The organism is Lactococcus petauri (assembly GCF_023499275.1).
GTDB classification, from domain to species: Bacteria; Bacillota; Bacilli; order Lactobacillales; family Streptococcaceae; genus Lactococcus; species Lactococcus petauri.
The window spans coordinates 1,392,710-1,412,640 of the sequence record NZ_CP094882.1 but is presented as its reverse complement, the minus strand read 5'-3'; the positions used below and the strand labels follow the sequence as shown (position 1 = coordinate 1,412,640).

General features: G+C 38.0%; 19 protein-coding genes. 18 read left to right on the top strand and 1 reads right to left on the bottom strand.

The window, feature by feature from the left end; genetic code table 11:
- Positions 1-6 precede the first annotated feature (6 nt).
- The 3 genes from lgb_RS06865 to lgb_RS06855 all read left to right on the top strand — a co-directional run bounded on the left by lgb_RS06865 (position 7) and on the right by lgb_RS06855 (position 2,801).
- A complete protein-coding gene (locus lgb_RS06865) occupies positions 7-1,458 on the top strand; it encodes a helix-turn-helix domain-containing protein (RefSeq protein WP_019293192.1) in 1,452 nt (483 codons plus the stop codon).
- 221 nt (positions 1,459-1,679) lie between these two features.
- Entirely contained in the window at positions 1,680-2,354 is a 675-nt protein-coding gene (locus lgb_RS06860; RefSeq protein WP_019293191.1) for a WxL domain-containing protein, read from the top strand.
- 21 nt (positions 2,355-2,375) lie between these two features.
- On the top strand, positions 2,376-2,801 hold the full coding sequence (locus lgb_RS06855; RefSeq protein WP_019293190.1) for a hypothetical protein: 426 nt from the start codon (positions 2,376-2,378) through the stop codon (positions 2,799-2,801).
- Positions 2,802-2,847: 46 nt separating this feature from the next.
- On the opposite strand, the gene lgb_RS06850 is transcribed toward lgb_RS06855, so the two are convergent.
- Positions 2,848-3,612: a class A sortase gene (locus tag lgb_RS06850; RefSeq protein ID WP_019293369.1), complete on the bottom strand. Its 765-nt coding sequence runs from the start codon at positions 3,610-3,612 to the stop codon at positions 2,848-2,850.
- Between the two features lie 302 nt (positions 3,613-3,914).
- Between lgb_RS06850 and lgb_RS06845 the strand changes: the two genes are divergently transcribed.
- The 15 genes from lgb_RS06845 to ffh all read left to right on the top strand — a co-directional run bounded on the left by lgb_RS06845 (position 3,915) and on the right by ffh (position 19,827).
- Complete coding sequence (locus tag lgb_RS06845) at positions 3,915-4,250, top strand: hypothetical protein (protein ID WP_019293368.1); 336 nt, start codon at positions 3,915-3,917, stop codon at positions 4,248-4,250.
- A gap of 25 nt (positions 4,251-4,275) precedes the next feature.
- Positions 4,276-5,097, top strand: a complete 822-nt coding sequence (locus lgb_RS06840) for a WxL domain-containing protein (RefSeq protein WP_019293367.1) — start codon at positions 4,276-4,278, stop codon at positions 5,095-5,097.
- Between the two features lie 26 nt (positions 5,098-5,123).
- Entirely contained in the window at positions 5,124-5,909 is a 786-nt protein-coding gene (locus lgb_RS06835; RefSeq protein WP_019293366.1) for a WxL domain-containing protein, read from the top strand.
- Positions 5,910-5,945: 36 nt separating this feature from the next.
- Positions 5,946-6,659 (top strand): WxL domain-containing protein, encoded by a 714-nt coding sequence (locus lgb_RS06830; protein ID WP_019293365.1) that lies wholly within the window; start codon positions 5,946-5,948, stop codon positions 6,657-6,659.
- 189 nt (positions 6,660-6,848) lie between these two features.
- On the top strand, positions 6,849-7,979 hold the full coding sequence (locus tag lgb_RS06825; RefSeq protein ID WP_064305322.1) for a WxLIP family cell surface protein: 1,131 nt from the start codon (positions 6,849-6,851) through the stop codon (positions 7,977-7,979).
- Positions 7,980-8,042: 63 nt separating this feature from the next.
- The gene (locus tag lgb_RS06820; RefSeq protein WP_019293362.1) at positions 8,043-9,071 is read left to right on the top strand and encodes a WxL protein peptidoglycan domain-containing protein; all 1,029 of its coding nucleotides are present in this window, start codon (positions 8,043-8,045) and stop codon (positions 9,069-9,071) included.
- Positions 9,068-9,637: a hypothetical protein gene (locus tag lgb_RS06815; RefSeq protein ID WP_019293361.1), complete on the top strand. Its 570-nt coding sequence runs from the start codon at positions 9,068-9,070 to the stop codon at positions 9,635-9,637. Before lgb_RS06820 ends, lgb_RS06815 begins: the two co-directional genes overlap by 4 nt.
- 12 nt (positions 9,638-9,649) lie before the next feature.
- A complete protein-coding gene (locus lgb_RS06810; protein WP_019293360.1) occupies positions 9,650-11,677 on the top strand; it encodes an autotransporter outer membrane beta-barrel domain-containing protein in 2,028 nt (675 codons plus the stop codon).
- Between the two features lie 33 nt (positions 11,678-11,710).
- On the top strand, positions 11,711-12,802 hold the full coding sequence (locus lgb_RS06805; protein ID WP_019293359.1) for a WxL domain-containing protein: 1,092 nt from the start codon (positions 11,711-11,713) through the stop codon (positions 12,800-12,802).
- 85 nt (positions 12,803-12,887) lie between these two features.
- Entirely contained in the window at positions 12,888-13,790 is a 903-nt protein-coding gene (locus lgb_RS06800; RefSeq protein ID WP_227671641.1) for an alpha/beta hydrolase, read from the top strand.
- A gap of 24 nt (positions 13,791-13,814) precedes the next feature.
- On the top strand, positions 13,815-14,216 hold the full coding sequence (locus tag lgb_RS06795; RefSeq protein WP_019293357.1) for a DUF1801 domain-containing protein: 402 nt from the start codon (positions 13,815-13,817) through the stop codon (positions 14,214-14,216).
- Between the two features lie 119 nt (positions 14,217-14,335).
- Positions 14,336-16,072, top strand: coding sequence for a ribonuclease J (locus tag lgb_RS06790; protein WP_019293356.1), 1,737 nt, complete (start codon positions 14,336-14,338; stop codon positions 16,070-16,072).
- Between the two features lie 131 nt (positions 16,073-16,203).
- Complete coding sequence (locus tag lgb_RS06785) at positions 16,204-17,526, top strand: TrkH family potassium uptake protein (protein WP_003134230.1); 1,323 nt, start codon at positions 16,204-16,206, stop codon at positions 17,524-17,526.
- A gap of 1 nt (position 17,527) precedes the next feature.
- Positions 17,528-18,181: a potassium channel family protein gene (locus tag lgb_RS06780; protein WP_017369238.1), complete on the top strand. Its 654-nt coding sequence runs from the start codon at positions 17,528-17,530 to the stop codon at positions 18,179-18,181.
- An 89-nt stretch (positions 18,182-18,270) separates the two neighbouring features.
- On the top strand, positions 18,271-19,827 hold the full coding sequence (ffh, locus tag lgb_RS06775) for a signal recognition particle protein (protein WP_046400953.1): 1,557 nt from the start codon (positions 18,271-18,273) through the stop codon (positions 19,825-19,827).
- Positions 19,828-19,931: the final 104 nt, after the last annotated feature.

Below are 19,931 nucleotides of genomic sequence, written 5' to 3'. Positions count from 1 at the left end.
GGTATTGTGTTAAAATATTTAGACGAAGATGATTTTAAAAAACTTCAAATTTTATATTATTTAGAAAATCATCATCTCTCTACGGTACTTTTTGATGACTTAATTGAAGAATTGCACCTTAATAATTATCAAGTTAAGAAGCTCTTATCTGAGATACAAGCAGAAATTAAATCTTGGAAATTAGAGAATTATTACCTCATTGATCTCCAGACGCAGAAAAGTTTCGTACGTTACGAAAGAAGAACCCAAGGAAACATTATGCTGCTCTTAAACCATTACGTTAAGAGATCACAGATGCAAGCCTTGATTCGGGCAATCTTTACTGAAGAAGTGAACAAAATTGCTGAACTCGAAGATGTCGTCTTTTTATCAAAGTCAGCCACCTATAAACTGGTCAAAAAATTTACGGATTTAACCAAGGAATATGATGTAACTATTGATAAAAACATGCGCTTTGCTGGTGAAGAATGGAAGATTAGAGAGTTTCTCTATAATTTCTATCATACCTTGTATGGCGATCTTTATAAGAGTTTTTCGGAAGATGTAGCGACGGACCTTGAACAAATGCTAACAGCTTTAGAGGAGATAGAGGGGCTTTTTATCCGGGGCCTAAGTTTAACAGATAGAACAAAATTGTTGTATCGTCTCTTTGTTATCTATACGAGAAATTATTTAGGAAATAAGGCTTCAGCGCAAGATTTCATGAAGATTGACAGTCGGTTTATTGAGCCCATAGCCCAGATTTTACGGCATTATCTCGATGGTTCTAATGAAGACGTCTTCGAAGAGACCTATGAGCTTCTTTATTTTCTTTCAAGTGAGAGTATTACGGCACATTGTGATTTTCAAATTCCAACGAATGTAAGAGAGTTAACACTAGCTTTTACAGAGAGTTTCAACGCTAAATTTAAAGAACACCAAAACGAACTAAACCAAGCAGAAGTACAAGTAGAGTTAAACAACATCCATCTTCGCTTATTGGTTTCTCTAAGAGCAAACTTTGATGTATCCAGTTTGAATGATTTTAACTTCATGGGTGAAAATTATGAAGATATTGAGCTCTTTTGTAATAACTTTGCAGACAAAATGTTATTGGATACGCGATATGCGGCTTTATTTCAAGAAAAACACCAAGCCCTTGTTCGTGAATATATGTTTTTAATTTTGTGTCATACCACTGCTTATCGTACGAGACGTCCAGTAAAGATTTGTGTGGACTTTTCATATGGTATCTCTTATAACAGATATATTCTTGAGAATATCAAGTCATTAGGATTTTTGAATATTGAAGCCAGTGAAGGAAAAAATAAAGAAGATATTGACATCTATCTTTCTAATCTTCCTTCACGAGAAGTTGAAGCAGAACAAATTATTTGGGCATCACCACCCACATCTTATGACTGGGAATTTTTTGGCAATACAGTAGTTAAAGTAAAAAAAGACAACTTTAATGCCTAGTTGTTTTTTTTATTTTTTTTCAAAATAAAATAAAAAATGACTTCTTTACGCTTAAATGTTAAAATTACCATAACTAAGCAAATGAGAAGAATAAAAAGATGAAGCAAAGGATAAGAAGTATGGTAGGATTATTATTCGTGTTCCTATATTTTAAACGGCTTCACATTGAAGCACTTCAACATTAACCAATAGATCAACTTCAAGGAAAGGAGGGAGAAGTAATGAAAACCTTTATTGTTATGCTGTTGCTCTTGTCTTCTGTGCAGTTGACAGAGCTAGGAGAGGCAGAAGAAGCTAAAGTTAACTATGGAAATGATGCAGCCATCCAGTATTCGACGGGTGAATTTTCAATTGACTTTGTCAGCAGTCTGGATTTTGGGACAAATAAAATTTCTAACCAAAATCAAGTTTATTTTGCACAAGCTCAACGTTATTATAAATCGACACTTGTTACGCCTAACTTTATTCAAATAACAGATAATCGAGGCACATTAAAAGGCTGGACACTTAAAGTTTACGAAAAGGAACAATTTAAAGCAGAAGAGTATTCTCAATATCAAGAGTTAAAAGGCGCTTCTCTCTCTTTTCACAAACCTATTTTAGTGACGAATAACAATGCCCAACAACCTCAAGCTTATGAGGTAAGAAACTTGGTGCCGGGAGTTGAAACGCTAGTGGCTCAAGCCAAAGTTGGGGAAGGTGCGGGCACTTGGATAATTCGTTGGGGAAATAAGGAAGATCTCTTTTCAAGAAAGTTTTCTACGGGTACTAAAGATATCCAAAAATATTTTACTTCATCCGTTAGTCTTTATGTTCCAGGCGATACACCAAAAGAGGCTACAACTTATCGTACAAACTTAACATGGATATTAAGTGAACTACCAGATAACCAATAAAATTAAAAAGGAGTAACCCTGATGAAAAAAGAAAATAAACGAGCATCTAAGATTACTTATTTGTTTGTTTGCGGGTTTGTATTGTTATCTTTTAGTTTAGCAGGGCCAAAGGCTCAGAGTGTTTCTGAAGCAGCTGAAATTATGAATCCGCTCTCACCTGACGATAAGGTTATACCTCAAGAACCAGAACCCATTACAGTACCGCCGGCTTCAGAAGAGGAAAAAGCTCAAACACCACCTAAAAAGTCTGAAGCACAAGGTGACAGAAAAGAAGAAAGACAGAAAAAGCAAGAAAAAAAGAAGAAAATCTTTTTTGCACCAGACACAACAGTTGCACTTGAACAATCACAAAAGATTAGAATCTTAGATGGAGATACATCTACATCAACGACTACGGGAAAGGTTCTGTCCATTATGTCAGGTCGTTTGCTCTTTGGAAGTAAGTAATAATAATAAATAAAAAAATCACATCAGGTGATTTTTTTATTATTTGTCATAGTCTCCAGATATAAATAAGAAAGACTAGAGCGAGTATTAGAACAACCAAAAGTGGTAGGATAAATTTCAACCAGTAAGTTTTTGTTTGTTTTTTTTGAATAGCGTTTTGCTTCTCGTGGAAGGCAGATTGGGCTTTTTTTACGGGAGACTCAGTTACTTTTTTAGCAGTAACAAGTACACGATAAGGTGTTTCGGTGGCGCTGTTACAAGTGATTAAGTAGAGGTAATTCGGGCCTTTATCTTGCAGTTCTGAAAGATCAGTTTCTCTAATGATACGGTTGGACTCAACTTTATAAGCATAATAATTATCGAAGTAGCGAACATATACATCGGCACCGTTTTCTAGCTCTTGAATGCCTCCGAAAAGAAGACTGGAGTCGTACTGTACATGATGGCCAATAATCGTCAAGCTATGGGATTCAGGGTTACGATCTGGAAAGAGGCTTACAGTTCCCTGAGCCATATTTTCTTGTGTCAGTCCTACAAAGATGGGTTGACTAACGGCTACGCTTGGTGCAACAATTTGTCCGAGAGCACTTTTGTTTTGATTCACTGAAGCTTTAAGTACATCTTTTAAGCGAGGAGCCTGAATTGGCTCAGGATCAGCTACATCTTTTGGCAAATCTGTTCTTATGGTTTCTGTTTTCATAAGTTGAGAATGGGTAGCTATACTAAAATATTTTGAGAAAGGAATAGAAAGTATGCCCAGCATTAGAATTAAGAGCAGAGTAATCAATATTTTTAAACGTTTTTTCTTCATTTTTGTTCCTTTCATATTTTTTTAATCATAGCAAAATGAAAATCTTTTGTAAATATCCTCTTTTATTTTGAATTTGAATGCAGTATTTTTTCAAAGATATAGAAGTTGTAATCCTTTGATTTATAAGGGATTAGAGCATTATTTTTTATTTTTTTTTGTTGAAAAAATATAAAAGAAAAAAGACAGTAAAATAAGATTGACTTAAGAACAAGCCATGTGATTAAATAAGAGTGTGGTTTGAAGTGAGTGACGTCTAACTTCATGACCTCAAATTAAACAAAGCTAAAAGAGTTGGAGGTGAAATGTTAAAGAAAATTTTATGTGTTATTATTCTCCTGACGGTTACAGGTTCTCTGGGGGCTCAAGCTCAAGCAGAAGATGTGACATACAGCAATCGTGACAGTATCGGCTTTGTCGGGGAATATGATTTTAAGGATCAACAGAAAGATAACCAAGATAAAAATAACGGTTTAACTTCATCTGAAAATAGACAAATTGGAAATACAATTCCCAATGCTGGGGATTCAAACTCTTTGCCCTATCTCGTGTTCTCTGCTCTAGGAGGACTGCTCATCATACTTAGTACAAGAAGTATAATCAAAAATAATTACCAACATAACTTAGAAAAAAAGATCTAGAAAGATTTTAGTAGGCGTACACATTATGAACAAAATTATATTGAAATCAACAGCCACATTAGCTACTTTGATGGCTATTGCTCCAATCGCTGCCACATCAGTATTTGCGGCAGATGCAAACTATTCTACTCCAGGAGATGTAGAATTTGTCACAGGCGATACAGGCACAAAACCTGTGGACCCCGAAAATCCAGGAGCAACAGTAGATCCAGAAAACCCAGATCCAAATATTCCAGTATTGCCACCTGTAGAAGTAACAAAAGGTTTGAGCTTGGACTTTGCATCAAGTCTTTCATTTGGACAACAAAAAATTAGTTCAACAGATGAAATTTACTATGCACATGGACAGAAAGTTCTTGATGGAAGCGGTACGGTCAGTGGTATTGTTCCGAACTACGCTCAAGTAACTGATGTACGGGGAACTTTTGCAGGATGGACACTCTCTGTAGCGACAGATGGACAATTCAGAGAAAAAGGTACAGATATGACTGCAACACCTGAAGCGGGCGCTCCTCTTGGAACATACTTGACTGGTGCACAACTTAAGTTCAGTAAAGGTGTATCAAACGGAACAGTTACTGGGGCAAAGCCTTCAAATGTTAATGCTTCAACATTCGCTTTAAGTACTTCAGATCAAGTAATCATGTCAGCTAAGGCTAATGAAGGTATGGGAACTTGGACCTATGCATTAGGAGCTACAGCGGATTACGATGCATCTGCAACAGCAAAAGATGCCGTTGCTACTCAATCACCAATCACACTAACTGTTCCGGGAAGTACAGCTAAAAAAGCTTCAGGCTATACAACAAACCTTATCTGGAAACTTTCGGATACACCAGGAAACTAAAAACTGGTTGATGAAAGGCAGGTAGAATGAAAAAAGAACTCGTATATAGTACAAGCTTGATTCTGGCTGCAATAGTTTGCGCTATTTCTTCAGAAAGTATTACAGCTGAATCTGTAAATTACTCATCGTTTGGTCAAGTTGGTTTTGTTGCTGGAAACGAGATAACGCCTCCTGTCAGTCCAGGACCAGAAGAACCAGGAAAGCCCGTTTCTCCTGTATGGCCTGGAGGAGTTACGCCTCCACCCGGAACACCGGGGCCTCTATCCATAGATTATGCTTCATCGTTTGATTTTGGAATTAATAATATTTCCACTCAAGATAAAATCTACTATGCAAAGTCGCAAAAGTATGCAGATTCGATATTGGAAACACCAAATTATATCCAAATTACCGATAATCGCGGAACGACAGCGGGATGGACTTTAAAAGTTCGAGAAGTAGCCCAATTTCACCAAGAAAATACAGCTGCAAAACATCCAGTTTTAGAAGGCGCAATGCTTTCTTTAGTGAATCCCAAAACAGTTTCCTTGAACGAGGATACACCGCCAACTGCACAAGAAGTGCTTGATCTTGTTCCTGAAAAAGAAACAGTAGTGGCAACAGCCGTAAAAGGTGCTGGTGCCGGTACATGGATTATACGATGGGGCAGTGAACTTGTAGCGCAAGATACACTGAACCAAGCGGAACAACGTGTAAAAGAGAACTTTAGTAAGGATGTTCAGCTTTTTGTTCCGGGAAAAACGGTTAAGGATGCGGCTTCTTACACCACACAACTGAATTGGATTCTTTCTGAACTTCCTCAGAATGGATGAAAATCATACAAAAATAAAGAATAAGGAAAAATAAAAATGAAAACTAAAAAGATTATTTCTCTCGCAGCACTTGCTCTAATTGCTTCATCTACTGGAGCATCAACAGTCTTTGCGGCTGACGGCGGAGTATATAGCTCTGACAGTACAATTACTTATACTCCGGCAAGTGGCCCAACTGATCCAGTTGATCCAGGTAACCCAGGAATTACAGTTGATCCTGAAGGCCCAAAAAACCCTGGTACCGATGGTCCTCTCTCAATTGATTATGCGTCGAATTTTAATTTTGGTACGCAAGAAATCACTTCTGCTGATAAAACATATTTTGCAGCAGCAACAACACTCACGGATAAAACAACACGTCCAAACTGGGTCCAAGTTACAGATAATCGTGGAACACTTGCTGGTTGGTCCCTTTCTCTTCAAGCCTCAGAATTCACAAACGGAAAAACAGGTACAGGTTCTGTATTGAGTGGTGCTACTTTGAAACTTGAAAATGGTCATATTGTTTCAGCTTCCGATGCAGCAGCAGACCAATCGGTAGCTTCTGTAACCTTAACACCTGGAACTTCATCAGGGACAATCCTTGGCGCTACTGCCGGTAAAGGGGCAGGTACAAACTTACTTGTGTGGGGAGATGATACAACTAAGGCTTCTTCTGTTTCATTAGCAGTCCCAGGTAAAACAACAAAATTAGCTGATACTTATAAATCAACCCTAACGTGGACATTGACAGATACTCCAGCAAATTAAGTTCTTTAACTTTATGAGCAGCTTTTATGTGAAAGCACAAAAGGAAGATACATATCAAGTAAAGGCGAAACTCACAGCATTGTAAATTTTTCAAAGAATTATATTTCCCTCTCGCAAGAGAGGGAAATAAGGCATTATTTATAAAATTATTATTTATCTTCAAAATATCATAATCGAGGTTATACAAAAATGAAAAACTTAAAAAAATGGGTCGCTCTTACAGTTGCACTAACAGGAATGGTTGCCTTTGGGAAACCAGCTTTTGCCAATCAGTTTAACTTTAGCGTGAAAGCAATTCTTCCGGAAAATCAGGCAAGTAAGGCATCATATTTCGATATTCTTATGGCACCAGGGCAAGAACAGACACTTTCTGTAGAATTGAGCAATTCAACGGACAAAACAGTTACTGTTGAGCAAGGTTTAGCAAGTGCAACTACCAATCTAAACGGGGTCGTAGAATATTCGCCAAATAAAATCAAGCCCGATGCTTCATTAAAATATAATATGAAGGACTATGTCAAACTTGATCAAGAAATTGTCCTAGCTCCCAAAACGACAAAAACTGTAAAAATCAATGCGAAGATGCCCAATTCAGTTTTTAAAGGCTATATGGCTGGCGGATTGACTTATAAGGAAAAGTCGAGTGAGGACAAAACAACAGACACTAAGGGAATTAGTATTCAAAATGAATATGCTTATGTAGTTGCACTTTTAATGAGTCAATCTCAAGATAAAGTAAAACCAGATTTGAAACTGACAAAAGTTTCTCCTGATCAAGTCAACTATCGTAATGTCATCAATGCTAACTTGCAAAACCCAACAATGGGCTATCTCAATCAAATGCAGTTATCCGCAACTGTTAAGGGACTGGATAATCCGAAGATTGAGTATAAATCAAGCAAAGAAATGATGCAGATGGCGCCAAATTCTAACTTTGACTATCCTATTTCTCTAAATGGTGAGAAATTACAAGCAGGAAAATATCAAATCAAAATGCTGGTACATGGTCAAAAAGACGAGAACGGCAAATATCTTGTTAAAGACGATAAAGGAAATGAAACAAGATATAGATATGAATGGACTTTCACAAAAGATTTCGAAATCGCAGCGGACAAAGCGCGTGAGCTTAATAAAAAAGATGTGACCATAAAAGAAGATAATTCTTGGATGAAATGGTTAATCCTTGCCTTGATTCTCTTACTTTTGATCTTTATTCTTTTCTTTATCCTTTGGAAACGTCGTAAGAAAGAAGAAGACGAAAAAGCGGCTCGTATTGCTGAGCTTGAGCAAAAATTAAATGAAAAAGAAAATAATAACTAAAAAATATTGGCAGTTTTTGATGCTTGATAGTCTAGCTGGGATGTAAGAAGAGAGGTGAAATAAATGCAAAAAAAAATCATCACACATTCACTTTTGTTTTTTGTAACATTTCTGTGCATGATAACAAGTGGAAAAAATGTCCTTGCTCAAGATATTGGTGGTGCAGATTTTTCTGCCCGCCCGATACTTGAAAAACACCAGACAAATGATAAGACAGGCTACTGGTGGCTTGATGTCCAACCTGGCGAAGAAATTAATTTAGAAATTCAGATAAATAATGGCAAGCAGAAAAATACTTTTGACATTACTTCAAATCAAGCTGTTACCAATCCGAACTTCGTGATAGACTATAGTTTAAAAAAAGAGGAAGCTCATAAGTATCTCTCTAGTACGAAACTGTTCGATTTTTATAATAATGTATTCATTGGTGATAGTAAGAAACCTGGCAGTAAAACCATTGTTTTACAAGCGGGAGAATCTAAGAAAATACCAATCAAAATTAAGATCCCTGATTCTTGGAAGAACAATATTTCGATAGGAGGAATCAATGTTACCCGCCGGGCCACAGAGGAAGAGAAAGGGCAAAGTTTAGTGAATATTTATAGCTCAGCTTTTGCGTTGATTCTTCAATCGGGCAGGCAAGACGATTCCTTTTCAGTTTCCTTATCTGCAGCTGATTTGAAAACGGATGAACAGTCTATTCGGCTTCAAAATTACAAAGATACTCTGCAAGAAAAAACAAAACTTCAGGCAACGATAAAAGATCAAAAAGGCATATTATACTCAAGTTTAGATTATAGCTCAGGAACAATTGTTCCCTATGCCAAAATTGACTTACCGCTAAATGTAAAAAAAGAATTAAAAAAAGGGAATGAGTATGAACTGAGTATTAGGGCGACCAAAGAAGATAAAACTTTAAAGGAGACCTATCTTCTCAAAGTTGACGATAAAGGAAAGGTCCAGGTTACATCAGAGCTTACACCGCAAAAAAATAAAAGCTTTCCATTAATAATGCTTAGTCTAGCTGCTTTAGTAATAGGTGGAGCAGGAATAATAATTTATGTAACAAAGAAAAGAAAGGTAAAAAAATGAAAGGGAAAATGAGAATCCTCATCCTAATGTTCTTGATGACTAGTGCTATTTGGCAACAACACAGTACTCAGGCAGATACAGAGATAGACAAGGATAGTGGCACTGCAAATACCTATATTACTGTTACTGCACCCACAACTGATAATCTCTACCTTACACAAGCTCCAGACTTTAACTTTGCAAATACGGAAGCTTCTACAAAAGGTTCTATAACGACAGGAGGTACAGTTCCTTATAGTATAGTTAATATCACGGGGAATGCAAACGGATATAATTTGCAACAGAAAATTAGTGATTTCACAGGAACTATTGATGGTCAAGCAACAACGTTACCACTAAAATTCTTCAAAATTACTGTTGCTGACAATTCTTCGGGTACGATAAAAGGGAGTAATGCGGTCAACATTTTGGGGCAAGCAGGGCGTATTTTGACAGGGCAAACAAATGCTCAAGGAAATCAAAGCAGTGGAGCTGCAACTGCTGAAATTCAGTTGGATACAACTCAAACCATAAAACCCGGCGCTTACCAAGCTACGCTTACTAATACACTCGTACAAGGTTTATAAGGAAATAATTTTATGAAAATAAATAAAAAATATATCACTCCACTCTTGATAGCGGGTACGATTTTGACCTTAACAGTAGTAGGAGAAAAGGCAGATGCGGCAGTATTGACGGGCAATGTGGATACTTCTGGTGCAGTTACAGGGACGGCCGGTGCAACATATTACAGTACGAATAGCTGGAAGGACATGCTGGATACCTATCAGTCTGTCACTCCAACAGCTGCTTCCAATAATACGGTCTTCTTTAACATTGTTGGCGATGTTCAAGGTGAATCCTCTATTGGTGGATACGGCTATTCAAATACTGGCAATACCAATAACGGAGTTTCCATTGTAAATGGGAAAAGCTTATCCATAAATGGTAATGGTCACACACTTTATTTGGATTCTGATACGAACTATACAACTCCTGGTTCAGGAAGTGGTGCTGGTGGAGGAACTATCCGCGGCCCATTTCGTGTCCCCAATGCAGGGGTAAGTGAAGCAACAGTTCTACAAATCAAAAATGCATCGATTACAAATAATATAACTGGTGGCATCTTTCAATCCGTTGGCACAGGCGGTTCAGCACCAACTTTTATCTATGAGGATGTAAAAGTAAGTAATGGAACAGCACGTTATGCTGCTCAACCGATTCGTAATGATAATGGAAGAATATTATTTTATGGTACAAATGAGTTTAATATACAGCAAGATCATAGTATGAACAGTGTTGGACTTTTAGGTGCTGATAACCAAGGCGAATGGATACAAGGTGGAAAATGGGTTGAAGTTGTTACAGGAACAACAACACTTAATCAAACCTGGGGCTATGATCAGCCTTTCTATACATATAATAATAATTCTCATACAATGAAGGTAGCAGATGGGGCGCATATGGTTTGGAATCTGAATGACACCTATACCATGTATTATGATGATGGAAATAGTGGGCCAATGGTTTGGGATATTGGCAATGATGCTTCCTTTGATATTCGAGGAACGGCGGCTACAGCTTCACGATACAGTGGTGGTTGGTTTATGTGGATTGCAAATAATTCGTGGACTGTAAATGTGGGAAATAATGCAAGGCTTGCTGTCTCAACAGGAGGAGGGAGTATCAATCTTAACGAGTTTCAAGGTACGAAAGTTATTCGGTGGAATATTGGACAAGATGCAACGGTACTTTTGAATAATCTAAGAACATCTGGCAGCCTTGTTACAGGGGAACCAGGTGCCGGAAGTGGCATCACGCTTAATGATCCTAAAGCTTTTGTTTTGAATACGCAAGGAGGTGTGGTATTTGATTCGACTGTTAATAGGAATAACAATTTTCCGCTTACAATATCAGGGAATGGATTAAGAACACACGCTTCAACAGTAACGGCACCATTAGACCCAAATCAATTGGACTTAATAACGTCCAATCAGAATAACCTAGCAAGTAATGATATCTGGTACAGACAAAACACAGGAACAATAACTGGACTGGGAGCGACGGCAAGCTCAGCCTTAACCCCAAATAACTATACTGCGGCAGATTTGAATGCTTTAAAAAATGCCAAATATATATCATGGTACCAACCCACCGGTTATTGGATGGTTGCAGCTAAATCATCCATGGCAAGAAGTTTTAATATCTCTTTAAATCCAAATGATAGCAATGGTACACCAGCTGATAGCTCTTGGTCAAATCTAATCAATGGAAATGAGACACAAACATTGGTAGTAGGGGACGATCGAGGACAAGCGCCAAACTTTAATCTTTCGGTAACAATGATGCAAAATAATTTTGCAGATAATATCGATTATTATTGGAGTAATCCTGCCAATCCAGCTGATAACAAAACTTTAGGTACGGGCTTGGCTGTGTCTATCGCCTCAGTAACTTCAGATACAAGTTTACCTTCTTTTATTTCAATGGCGAATGCAGGGCAAAATTACACATTGACTGCTCCACAAACTTCGGGAATAAAAATTAAAGCTAAAAATACACTACTGACACAAACAGGAACACCATCTGGTATCTTTAAATATACCATCGCAGATGGACCAGCATAGGAGGAGAGGAGAAAAATGAAACGATTTTTTATAATGGGCGCAGTTCTGTCTGTTGCTCTTCCAAGTATGCTTGCAGTTAATAGGGTATCAGCAGCAGTGCCAGTTATTGCACCTAAGGCAACAATAACGATTACTCAAAAGCTTACAGCAGGAAATATTATTCTCTCAGAAAATATGGCAAAAACGCTCACTGAAAGTCAACTTCAATCTTTGATGGAAGTAAAGGGGCAAGACTTAACAGGCCTAAAGCTTGACGGAAATACTTTAGCGACTGCCAATGGCGGGCTAAATGGTAAAGATTATATTGACATTCCAGTTACGTGGTCAACGACAAATGAAACAGCACAAGCGCATCTTGTCGTTGTTTCTGATGATGCAATCATCTCCTCTGATCGTCAGAAAGCGATCAATGCATACCCGGTAACTTTAGGGCAGGATATCGCTAATACGATTGGAGCTAACAGTGATCAGACAACACTTGATTATTATACGCAAGCAAAAGCTTATCATTCTGACGGAACAGTTAGTTCAGCAGCTTTAGAGGATTCTGCTGCATATTTTACGGCCTTGAAGAATGCTCAATCTAATGACAATATTGATGTGACTTACAATTTTTCGAGCTCAGATAAAAGCATTTCCAAAACTATTGCCATATCTATCTTTACAGGGAGTCTAAATTTTACTAGTGCACCATCTACAATGGATTTTGGACAGCTAAAAGTTAAAAATAATAATGTGGTTGATTTTCCTGCCTATGATCAGGATCTTGTAGTTACCGATACAAGACAAAGCAGCAAGAATACAGGATGGACAATGTTTGTAAAAGAAAGTCAGCCCTTAGTCGAAGTTGATGCTACGGGTACACCAATTACTGGTGGTCATTCACTAGCTGGGACTTTATTCTTTAGTGCTGATGGCAGCAACCATACCGTACTTTCATCAAGTAATGCTCAAGTACAAAGTCAGCCAAGTGGCACGAATGGTGGAACCTTTAATCTCAGCCAAAATTGGGGAAGTACAACGAAAAAAGGGCTCTATCTTGATGTACCTGTGACCCAACAATATGCAGCAAAATATCAAGGAGAACTGACATGGACATTGTCTGATGTTCCAGGTAATAAATAGAAGGAAAAAGGAGATTTTAACTCTCTTTTTTTTATGGAGAAGAAAACAAGTAAAGTTGTTACACAAGTCGTGTTATAATAGGCTCATGTTAACTTTTTTAATACTAGTGTTGGCTCTCATTTTTTTAGTTCTTATTGTTAGCTTTGGTCTGTTTATATTTATTGAAAATAAAAATCGTAGCATTTGGATTCAACAACCCCAAAGCAATGATCCTCTTTATCCCGAATGGTACGCTTTTATGCAAGCCAAAAAAGAAGAATGGTGTTTACAGACACACGATAATTTAACGCTTAAGGCCTGGTATTTACCAGCGACAAAGCCGACAGATAAGACTATCTTGTTGGCTAACGGGTATAAATCTGTTCGAGACAGATATGGTGCTTTTGGTTGGCTCTTTCATGAACTGGGCTACAATGTCCTCATGCCGGATTATCGTGCAGGTGCAAAAAGTCCAGGAAAATTCATTGGTTTTGGTTGGTTAGACCGTAAAGATAACCTAGGCTGGATTAAACAGATTATTGAGAAAAATCCTAAAAGTGAAATCGCAATGTTTGGTATTTCGATGGGTGCCTCTGCAACAATGATGCTTTCGGGGGAAAACTTACCTGAACATGTTAAGTGTTTTATTGAAGACTGTGGTTATGATACGGTTTGGAACGAGTTGGCTCATAAAGCAAAGCATGATTATCATTTGCCACAATTTCCGCTGATTCACCTCCTTTCTTTTTGGTCTAAACTTTTTGCGGGGTACGGTTGGAAGGAAGCCTCGTCAATTACGCAATTAAATAAAAATACGAAGCCGTTCCTCTTTATCCATGGAGATCAGGATACTTTTGTTCCCATGGAAATGGTGCATCGAAACTATGAAGCAACAAAAGGGCCAAAGGAAATCTATATTGCAAAAGGAGGTCGACATGTGCGGTCTTACGAAATAGATAAAGAAAAATATCGCGAAGTAGTAGCAAACTTTTTAAAGACTTATTTTTAAGTGAAAGAAAATCAAGGAGGTGCGATGTACATAAGCGCAGAGGAAATAGAGGACTACGTATCACAGTCGCCTAATCCACAACTTTTAAGACAAGTTACGCAGTTGGTTAAGACAGTGTTTCCAGATGAAAACTTGCGTTATTTTGATAATGGAAGAACTTTTTCCGCTCTCGCTTTGGGAGCAAATCCTCATCCAAGTCCAGGATACGAAGAAGCTGGTATACTTAATATTTCTGCTCAAAAAAATTATGTTGCGCTCTATTTTTATGGAAGTAATGTGGCTTTACAGGAGCGATTCCCAAAGTCAGTTATTGGACGAGGTTGTTTGCGGATTAAAAATCAAAAGTTTTTCGTAAAATACGAAGAGGATATACGGGAAAGCTTAAAAATGTTAAGTAACGATAAACCGCATGATATGAGGGATTGACGAATATTTGATTGATTTTTTGCTTGCTTTGAGTTATACTTATAGTAAGTATTCTCGGTAGGGATTGGAATGCCAATCCCTTTTATTACGAAATAAGAAAGGTTTTAATTAATAAATAAATGGCAGATATAAAAATTACACCCTTAGGCGGTGTACGCGAATTTGGTAAAAATATGTACTTAGCAGAGGTGAACGAACAAATATTCGTTCTCGATGCTGGTCTAAAATATGCGGACAGTGACATGTTAGGAATTGACTTTGTTATTCCAGACATTGACTATTTAGTTGAAAATGCTGATCGTGTTGCAGGGATTTTCTTGACGCATGGTCATGCCGATTCGATTGGCGCATTACCTTATATCGTTTCTGAATTACGTGTTCCTGTATTTGGGAGTGAGTTGACGATTGAACTTGCGAAGATTAATGTGCGCAATTATGATGGCAGCAAGAAGTTTAAGGATTTCCACGTGGTCAACGAAGAAACAGAAATTGATTTTGGTCAAGCTGTAATTTCCTTCTTTTCAACAACACATACAATTCCAGAATCAATGGGGATTGTCATTGGAACTGACTCCGGAAATATTGTTTATACAGGAGATTTCCGTTTTGATCCAGCAGTTGCGCCTGGCTATCGTACAAACATGCGACGCCTTGCTGAAATTGGAAGCAGTAAAGTCCTTGCTTTACTTTCAAGCTCACCAAATGCTTTGTCAACGGCTCAATCTGCAAGTGAACATGAAATCTACGAAAAAATATTTGACACAATTGATGAAGCACAAGGTCGTGTGATCATTGCTTGTAACGCAGGGAATCTCGGGCGCATCCAACAAGTCGTTGATGCAGCAATCAAGCTCGGACGCCATATCGTCTTTACTGGTCAAGATATGGACCAAATCGTCGAAACAGCAACACGTTTGAAGAAGTTGCAAATTGAAGATAAAAAAGCAATCATTAAACCAAATGAAATCAGTAAATATGCTGATGATGAGCTTGTTATCATTGAAACAGGACGTATGGGTGAACCCTTAAAAGTTCTCGGTGACATGGCGCACAAACGTCACAAATGGGTGAAAATCAAAGAAGGCGATGTGGCGTTTGCTGTAACAACTCCTTCAGTAGCTTATGAAACATTAGTGGCACGCATTGAAAATGACGTTTATCGTGCAGGTGGTGTGATGAAGATGTTGGGTGGAGATTTAAAAGTTTCAGGTCATGCCAATGCGCGTGATTTGCAATTTATGATTGATATCTTACGACCTAAAAATCTTATCCCTATTCAAGGTGAATACCGTGAGTTACGTGCACATGCTGAATTAGCCATGGAAATGGGCATGCTTCCAGAGCACATCTTTATCGCGAAAAAAGGGGAATCTGTTTCATTCAACAAAAAAGACGAAATGATTCCTGCAGGTGTTGTACCAGCAGAAAACGTAATGATTGATGGTTCAGGTATTGGGGACATTGGTTCTGTCGTTTTACGAGACCGTAAAGTTTTGTCAGAAGACGGTATTTTCATTGCTGTTATCACTATCAGTAAGAGCGACCGTAAAATTATCAGTCAAACACGTGTACATACGCGTGGCTTTGTCTATGTCAAAACATCACGTGATTTGATGAAAGATGCAGGAAATTTGGTTAATGAAACCGTTGAAAAATATCTTGCAGGAACAACTTTCGATTGGTCAGAACTTAAGGGCGCTATTCGTGATGCTCTTGGTAAATTCCTCTACAACCAAACACGTCGTAAACCAGTTGTTCTTCCTGTCGTGATGGAAGCGCGTGCCCCACAAGAATTAACACGTCGTTACAAGAGCAACAAAAAGAAAGCAAATAAACCCACTGAAAAGTCTGAATAAGACTTCTAGGACAGGGTTTGTTCAAGAACGTTGAAAAATTATCATATAGTAAAGGCCTGTCTTTTGCTATATTTTTTTGATAATGGCAAGTTCCCAGGGCACAGAACTAGAGGAGAGTAAGCAAGCGACTTATGCAGAAAAATTTAAAAAAATTAACAGCTTTGCAGATTATTTTTATCGCCTTTTTGACTCTTGTCATTGTGGGCGGGACACTGTTGAGTTTACCGATTTCCTCCAAAACAGGACAATTTACTCATCCTGTCGATGCGCTCTTTACAGCTGTATCAGCAACCTGTGTTACAGGTTTAACCGTTATTGATACAAGCGCTCACTGGTCGCTTTTTGGTCAAGTTATCTTACTTTTATTGATTGAAATTGGTGGATTAGGATTTATGACTTTGGTTGTCAGTATCTTTTTATTGCTCAACCAGAAGATGTCGCTTAAGTCCCGCTTGATTATTCAAGAATCATACAGCCTATCTGATATTAGCTCGGGTGTTCGTGTTGTTATCAATGTTTTAATCATTTCTTTTCTTATTCAATTTTGCGGAAGTGTTCTCTTGTCCTTTGCTTTTGTGCCAAAGTTTGGATTGGTTAAAGGTTTATGGTACAGTGTGTTCCATGCTATTTCGGCTTATTGTAATGCCGGCTTTGATTTGTTTGGTAATTCGCTCATGCTTTATGAACATTCTCCTTATGTCTTAATGGTCATCGCCTCGATGATTGTATGCGGCAGTTTAGGTTTTATCGTTATGATGGACCTGCTTAACTACAAAAAGCAAAGAAAATTGTCTTTACATACACGTTTGGCATTGACAACAACAACTTTTCTCATCTTTGGTGGCATGATACTCTTTTTAATCTCTGATTTTGAAAGTGTAAGTAATAACCCAGCAATTTTTACCATGCAGAGTTTATTCTTATCGATTTCTCAGAGAACCGCGGGCTTTTCTATTCAAGAATACACTCTGTTTAGTCAGGCCAGTATCTTTTTGACAATTATGTTGATGATTATCGGTGGTACATCTGGGTCTACAGCAGGCGGTTTGAAGACGACAACAATCGGTGTTCTAGCACTCAATGTTCGTTCAATCATTAAACGTGACAAACATACAAGTTTTAAAAATAGAACTATTCCTCAAAGTGTTGTCAAACAAGCTTATGAGTCTGTTTTTCTTTATTTCTTTATGATGGTTATTGCAACTTTTGCCTTGCTCTTAACCAATCCAAAATTCCGTGTGGATCAGCTCTTGTTCGAAGTTATTTCTGCACTATCGACCGTGGGTTTAAGTATGGGAGTAACTCCAGGACTCAATATCCCAGGTAAAATTATCGTAGGAATTCTTATGTTTATCGGACGCGTTGGTGTCTTTACGATTATTTATTCTCTGAATGCCAAAGACAGTCATGAGTCGCTTTATAAATACCCTGAAGAAAAGGTAATGGTAGGTTAATATGAAATCATTTGTTGTTATAGGTCTGGGACGTTTTGGCTCAGCGGTTGCGAAAACGATCGCCGAAACGGAAGCAGATTTGCTCGTGATTGACCAGAACGAAGATCGTGTCAATCTTTTTAAGGATATGGTTCCTAATGCCATCATTGCCGATGCAAAAGATGAACGTGTCTTGGACGAGATAGGCATTCAAGATTTTGACGTTGCTATTGTAGCAATAGGTGAAGACATCCAGTCTTCTGTGCTAGTTACTATGCTGGCAAAAGATGCTGGAGTGCCTCAAGTAATAACCAAGGCTGTAGATAAAAATCATTATCGTCTTTTGGAAAAAATTGGCGCTGATCGTGTGGTTCTTCCTGAGGTAGAAATGGGACGTAAGATTGCCGAAAGTTTAATCTTTGAGAATATCAGTAATGTCGTGGACATTGCTGAGAATATTGAGTTCGCAGAAGTAAAAGTATGTTCACGTAAAATGAATAATCGGGTTATTTCTGAAATTGATGATTTTAATCATTACGACTTAAACATCAGCTATGTTAAGCATATTAATGGAAAAGTTGAAATAGCCTCAGGAGACACTCGACTCATGATTGGGGATTCACTCTTTGTCATTGGTCGTCCTGAAGATATCCAAAAACTTTCTGAACAAAATTAGAATTTTTCCAACTTCTGGTGGATTTAAGCCTCGACAGAATATGGTATAATAAAACTATCTGAATAAAATAATAGAACTGGAATATAAATATGGCTTTTGAAAATTTAACTGAACGTTTGCAAAATGTCTTTAAAAATTTGCGTGGCAAAAAGAAAATTACAGAACAAGATGTAACAGAAATTACGAAAGAAATACGTGTGGCCCTTCTTGAAGCCGACGTTGCTCTTCCTGTAGTGAAAAAGTTTATCAAAGCAATTCGCGAACGTGCGATTGGGACGGAAGTCTCAGAAGCACTGAATCCTGCGCAACAAATTATTTCGATTGTTAACGAAGAATTAACTGCGATTTTGGGTGGCGGCGAAGCTGAGCTGCTCAAATCACCTAAAATTCCAACAATCATCATGATGGTTGGTTTGCAAGGGGCAGGTAAAACAACCTTTGCTGGTAAACTTGCTAAAAAACTTAAAGAAGAACAAAATGCACGCCCAATGATGATTGCGGCTGACGTTTATCGTCCAGCAGCCATTGATCAATTAAAAACATTAGGTGAACAGCTTGATATTCCTGTCTATGATGAGGGAACAGCCGAAAGTCCGGTAAATATTGTTAAAAATGGTCTTGCTCAAGCACGTGAGGAGCGTAAAGACTATGTCTTGATTGATACGGCAGGTCGTCTCGAAATTGACGATAAGCTCATGAACGAGTTGCAAGAGATTAAAGACCTCGCACAACCAACCGAAATTCTGTTGGTTGTTGATGCCATGACAGGTCAAGTTGCTGCTCAAGTAGCGAAAACTTTTGATGAAAAATTAGATATCAGTGGTGTTATTATTACCAAACTTGATGGTGATACCCGTGGTGGTGCGGCTTTATCTATTCGAGAAATTACAGGAAAACCCATCAAATTTACTGGTACAGGTGAGAAACTGACCGACTTGGAAACTTTCTATCCTGATCGTATGAGCTCTCGTATCCTCGGTATGGGGGACATGTTGACCTTGATTGAAAAGGCTCAAGCACAGTTTGATGAAGAACAATCGATGAAGATGGCTGAAAAGATGGCGGAAAACCGTTTTGATTACAGCGACTTTGTGGAACAGCTTGACCAAGTGACAAACATGGGACCAATGGAAGACATTATGAAGATGATTCCAGGCATGTCACAAATGCCAGGAATTGAAAATGTTAAGGTTGATCCGAAAGACATTGCACGTAAACGTGCTATTGTGCTATCTATGACACCAGCTGAGCGTCAATTGGAAGTCGAACTTTCACCCGCTCGTCGTCGACGTATTGCTGCTGGTTCAGGAAATAGTTTTATCGAGGTTAACAAGTTCATCAAGCAATTCAATCAGTCTAAAGACATGATGCAAGGCATTATGAATGGCGACATGAATTCAATGATGCAGCAAATGATGGGCGGCGCTGGCGGTAAAATGCCAAACATGAAAAATATGCCTGGAGGCATGCCAGATATGTCCTCTCTAGGAGACTTGCAAGGTCTTATGGGAGGAGGAGCATCTTCCGGAACACCTGATATGAGCTCTATGTTCGGTGGTGGGCTCAAAGGTAAAGCTACACAATTTGCCATGAAACAAGCCATGAAACGGGCGCAGAAAAAAATGAAAAAAGGCAAAAAGAAATAAAATATAAAAGATACATCTTAAGATGTATCTTTTTGCATGCTAAACATGATATAATTTAGAAGCTTGAAAATGTGAAAATACAATTTTTTAATCTATAAAAATTG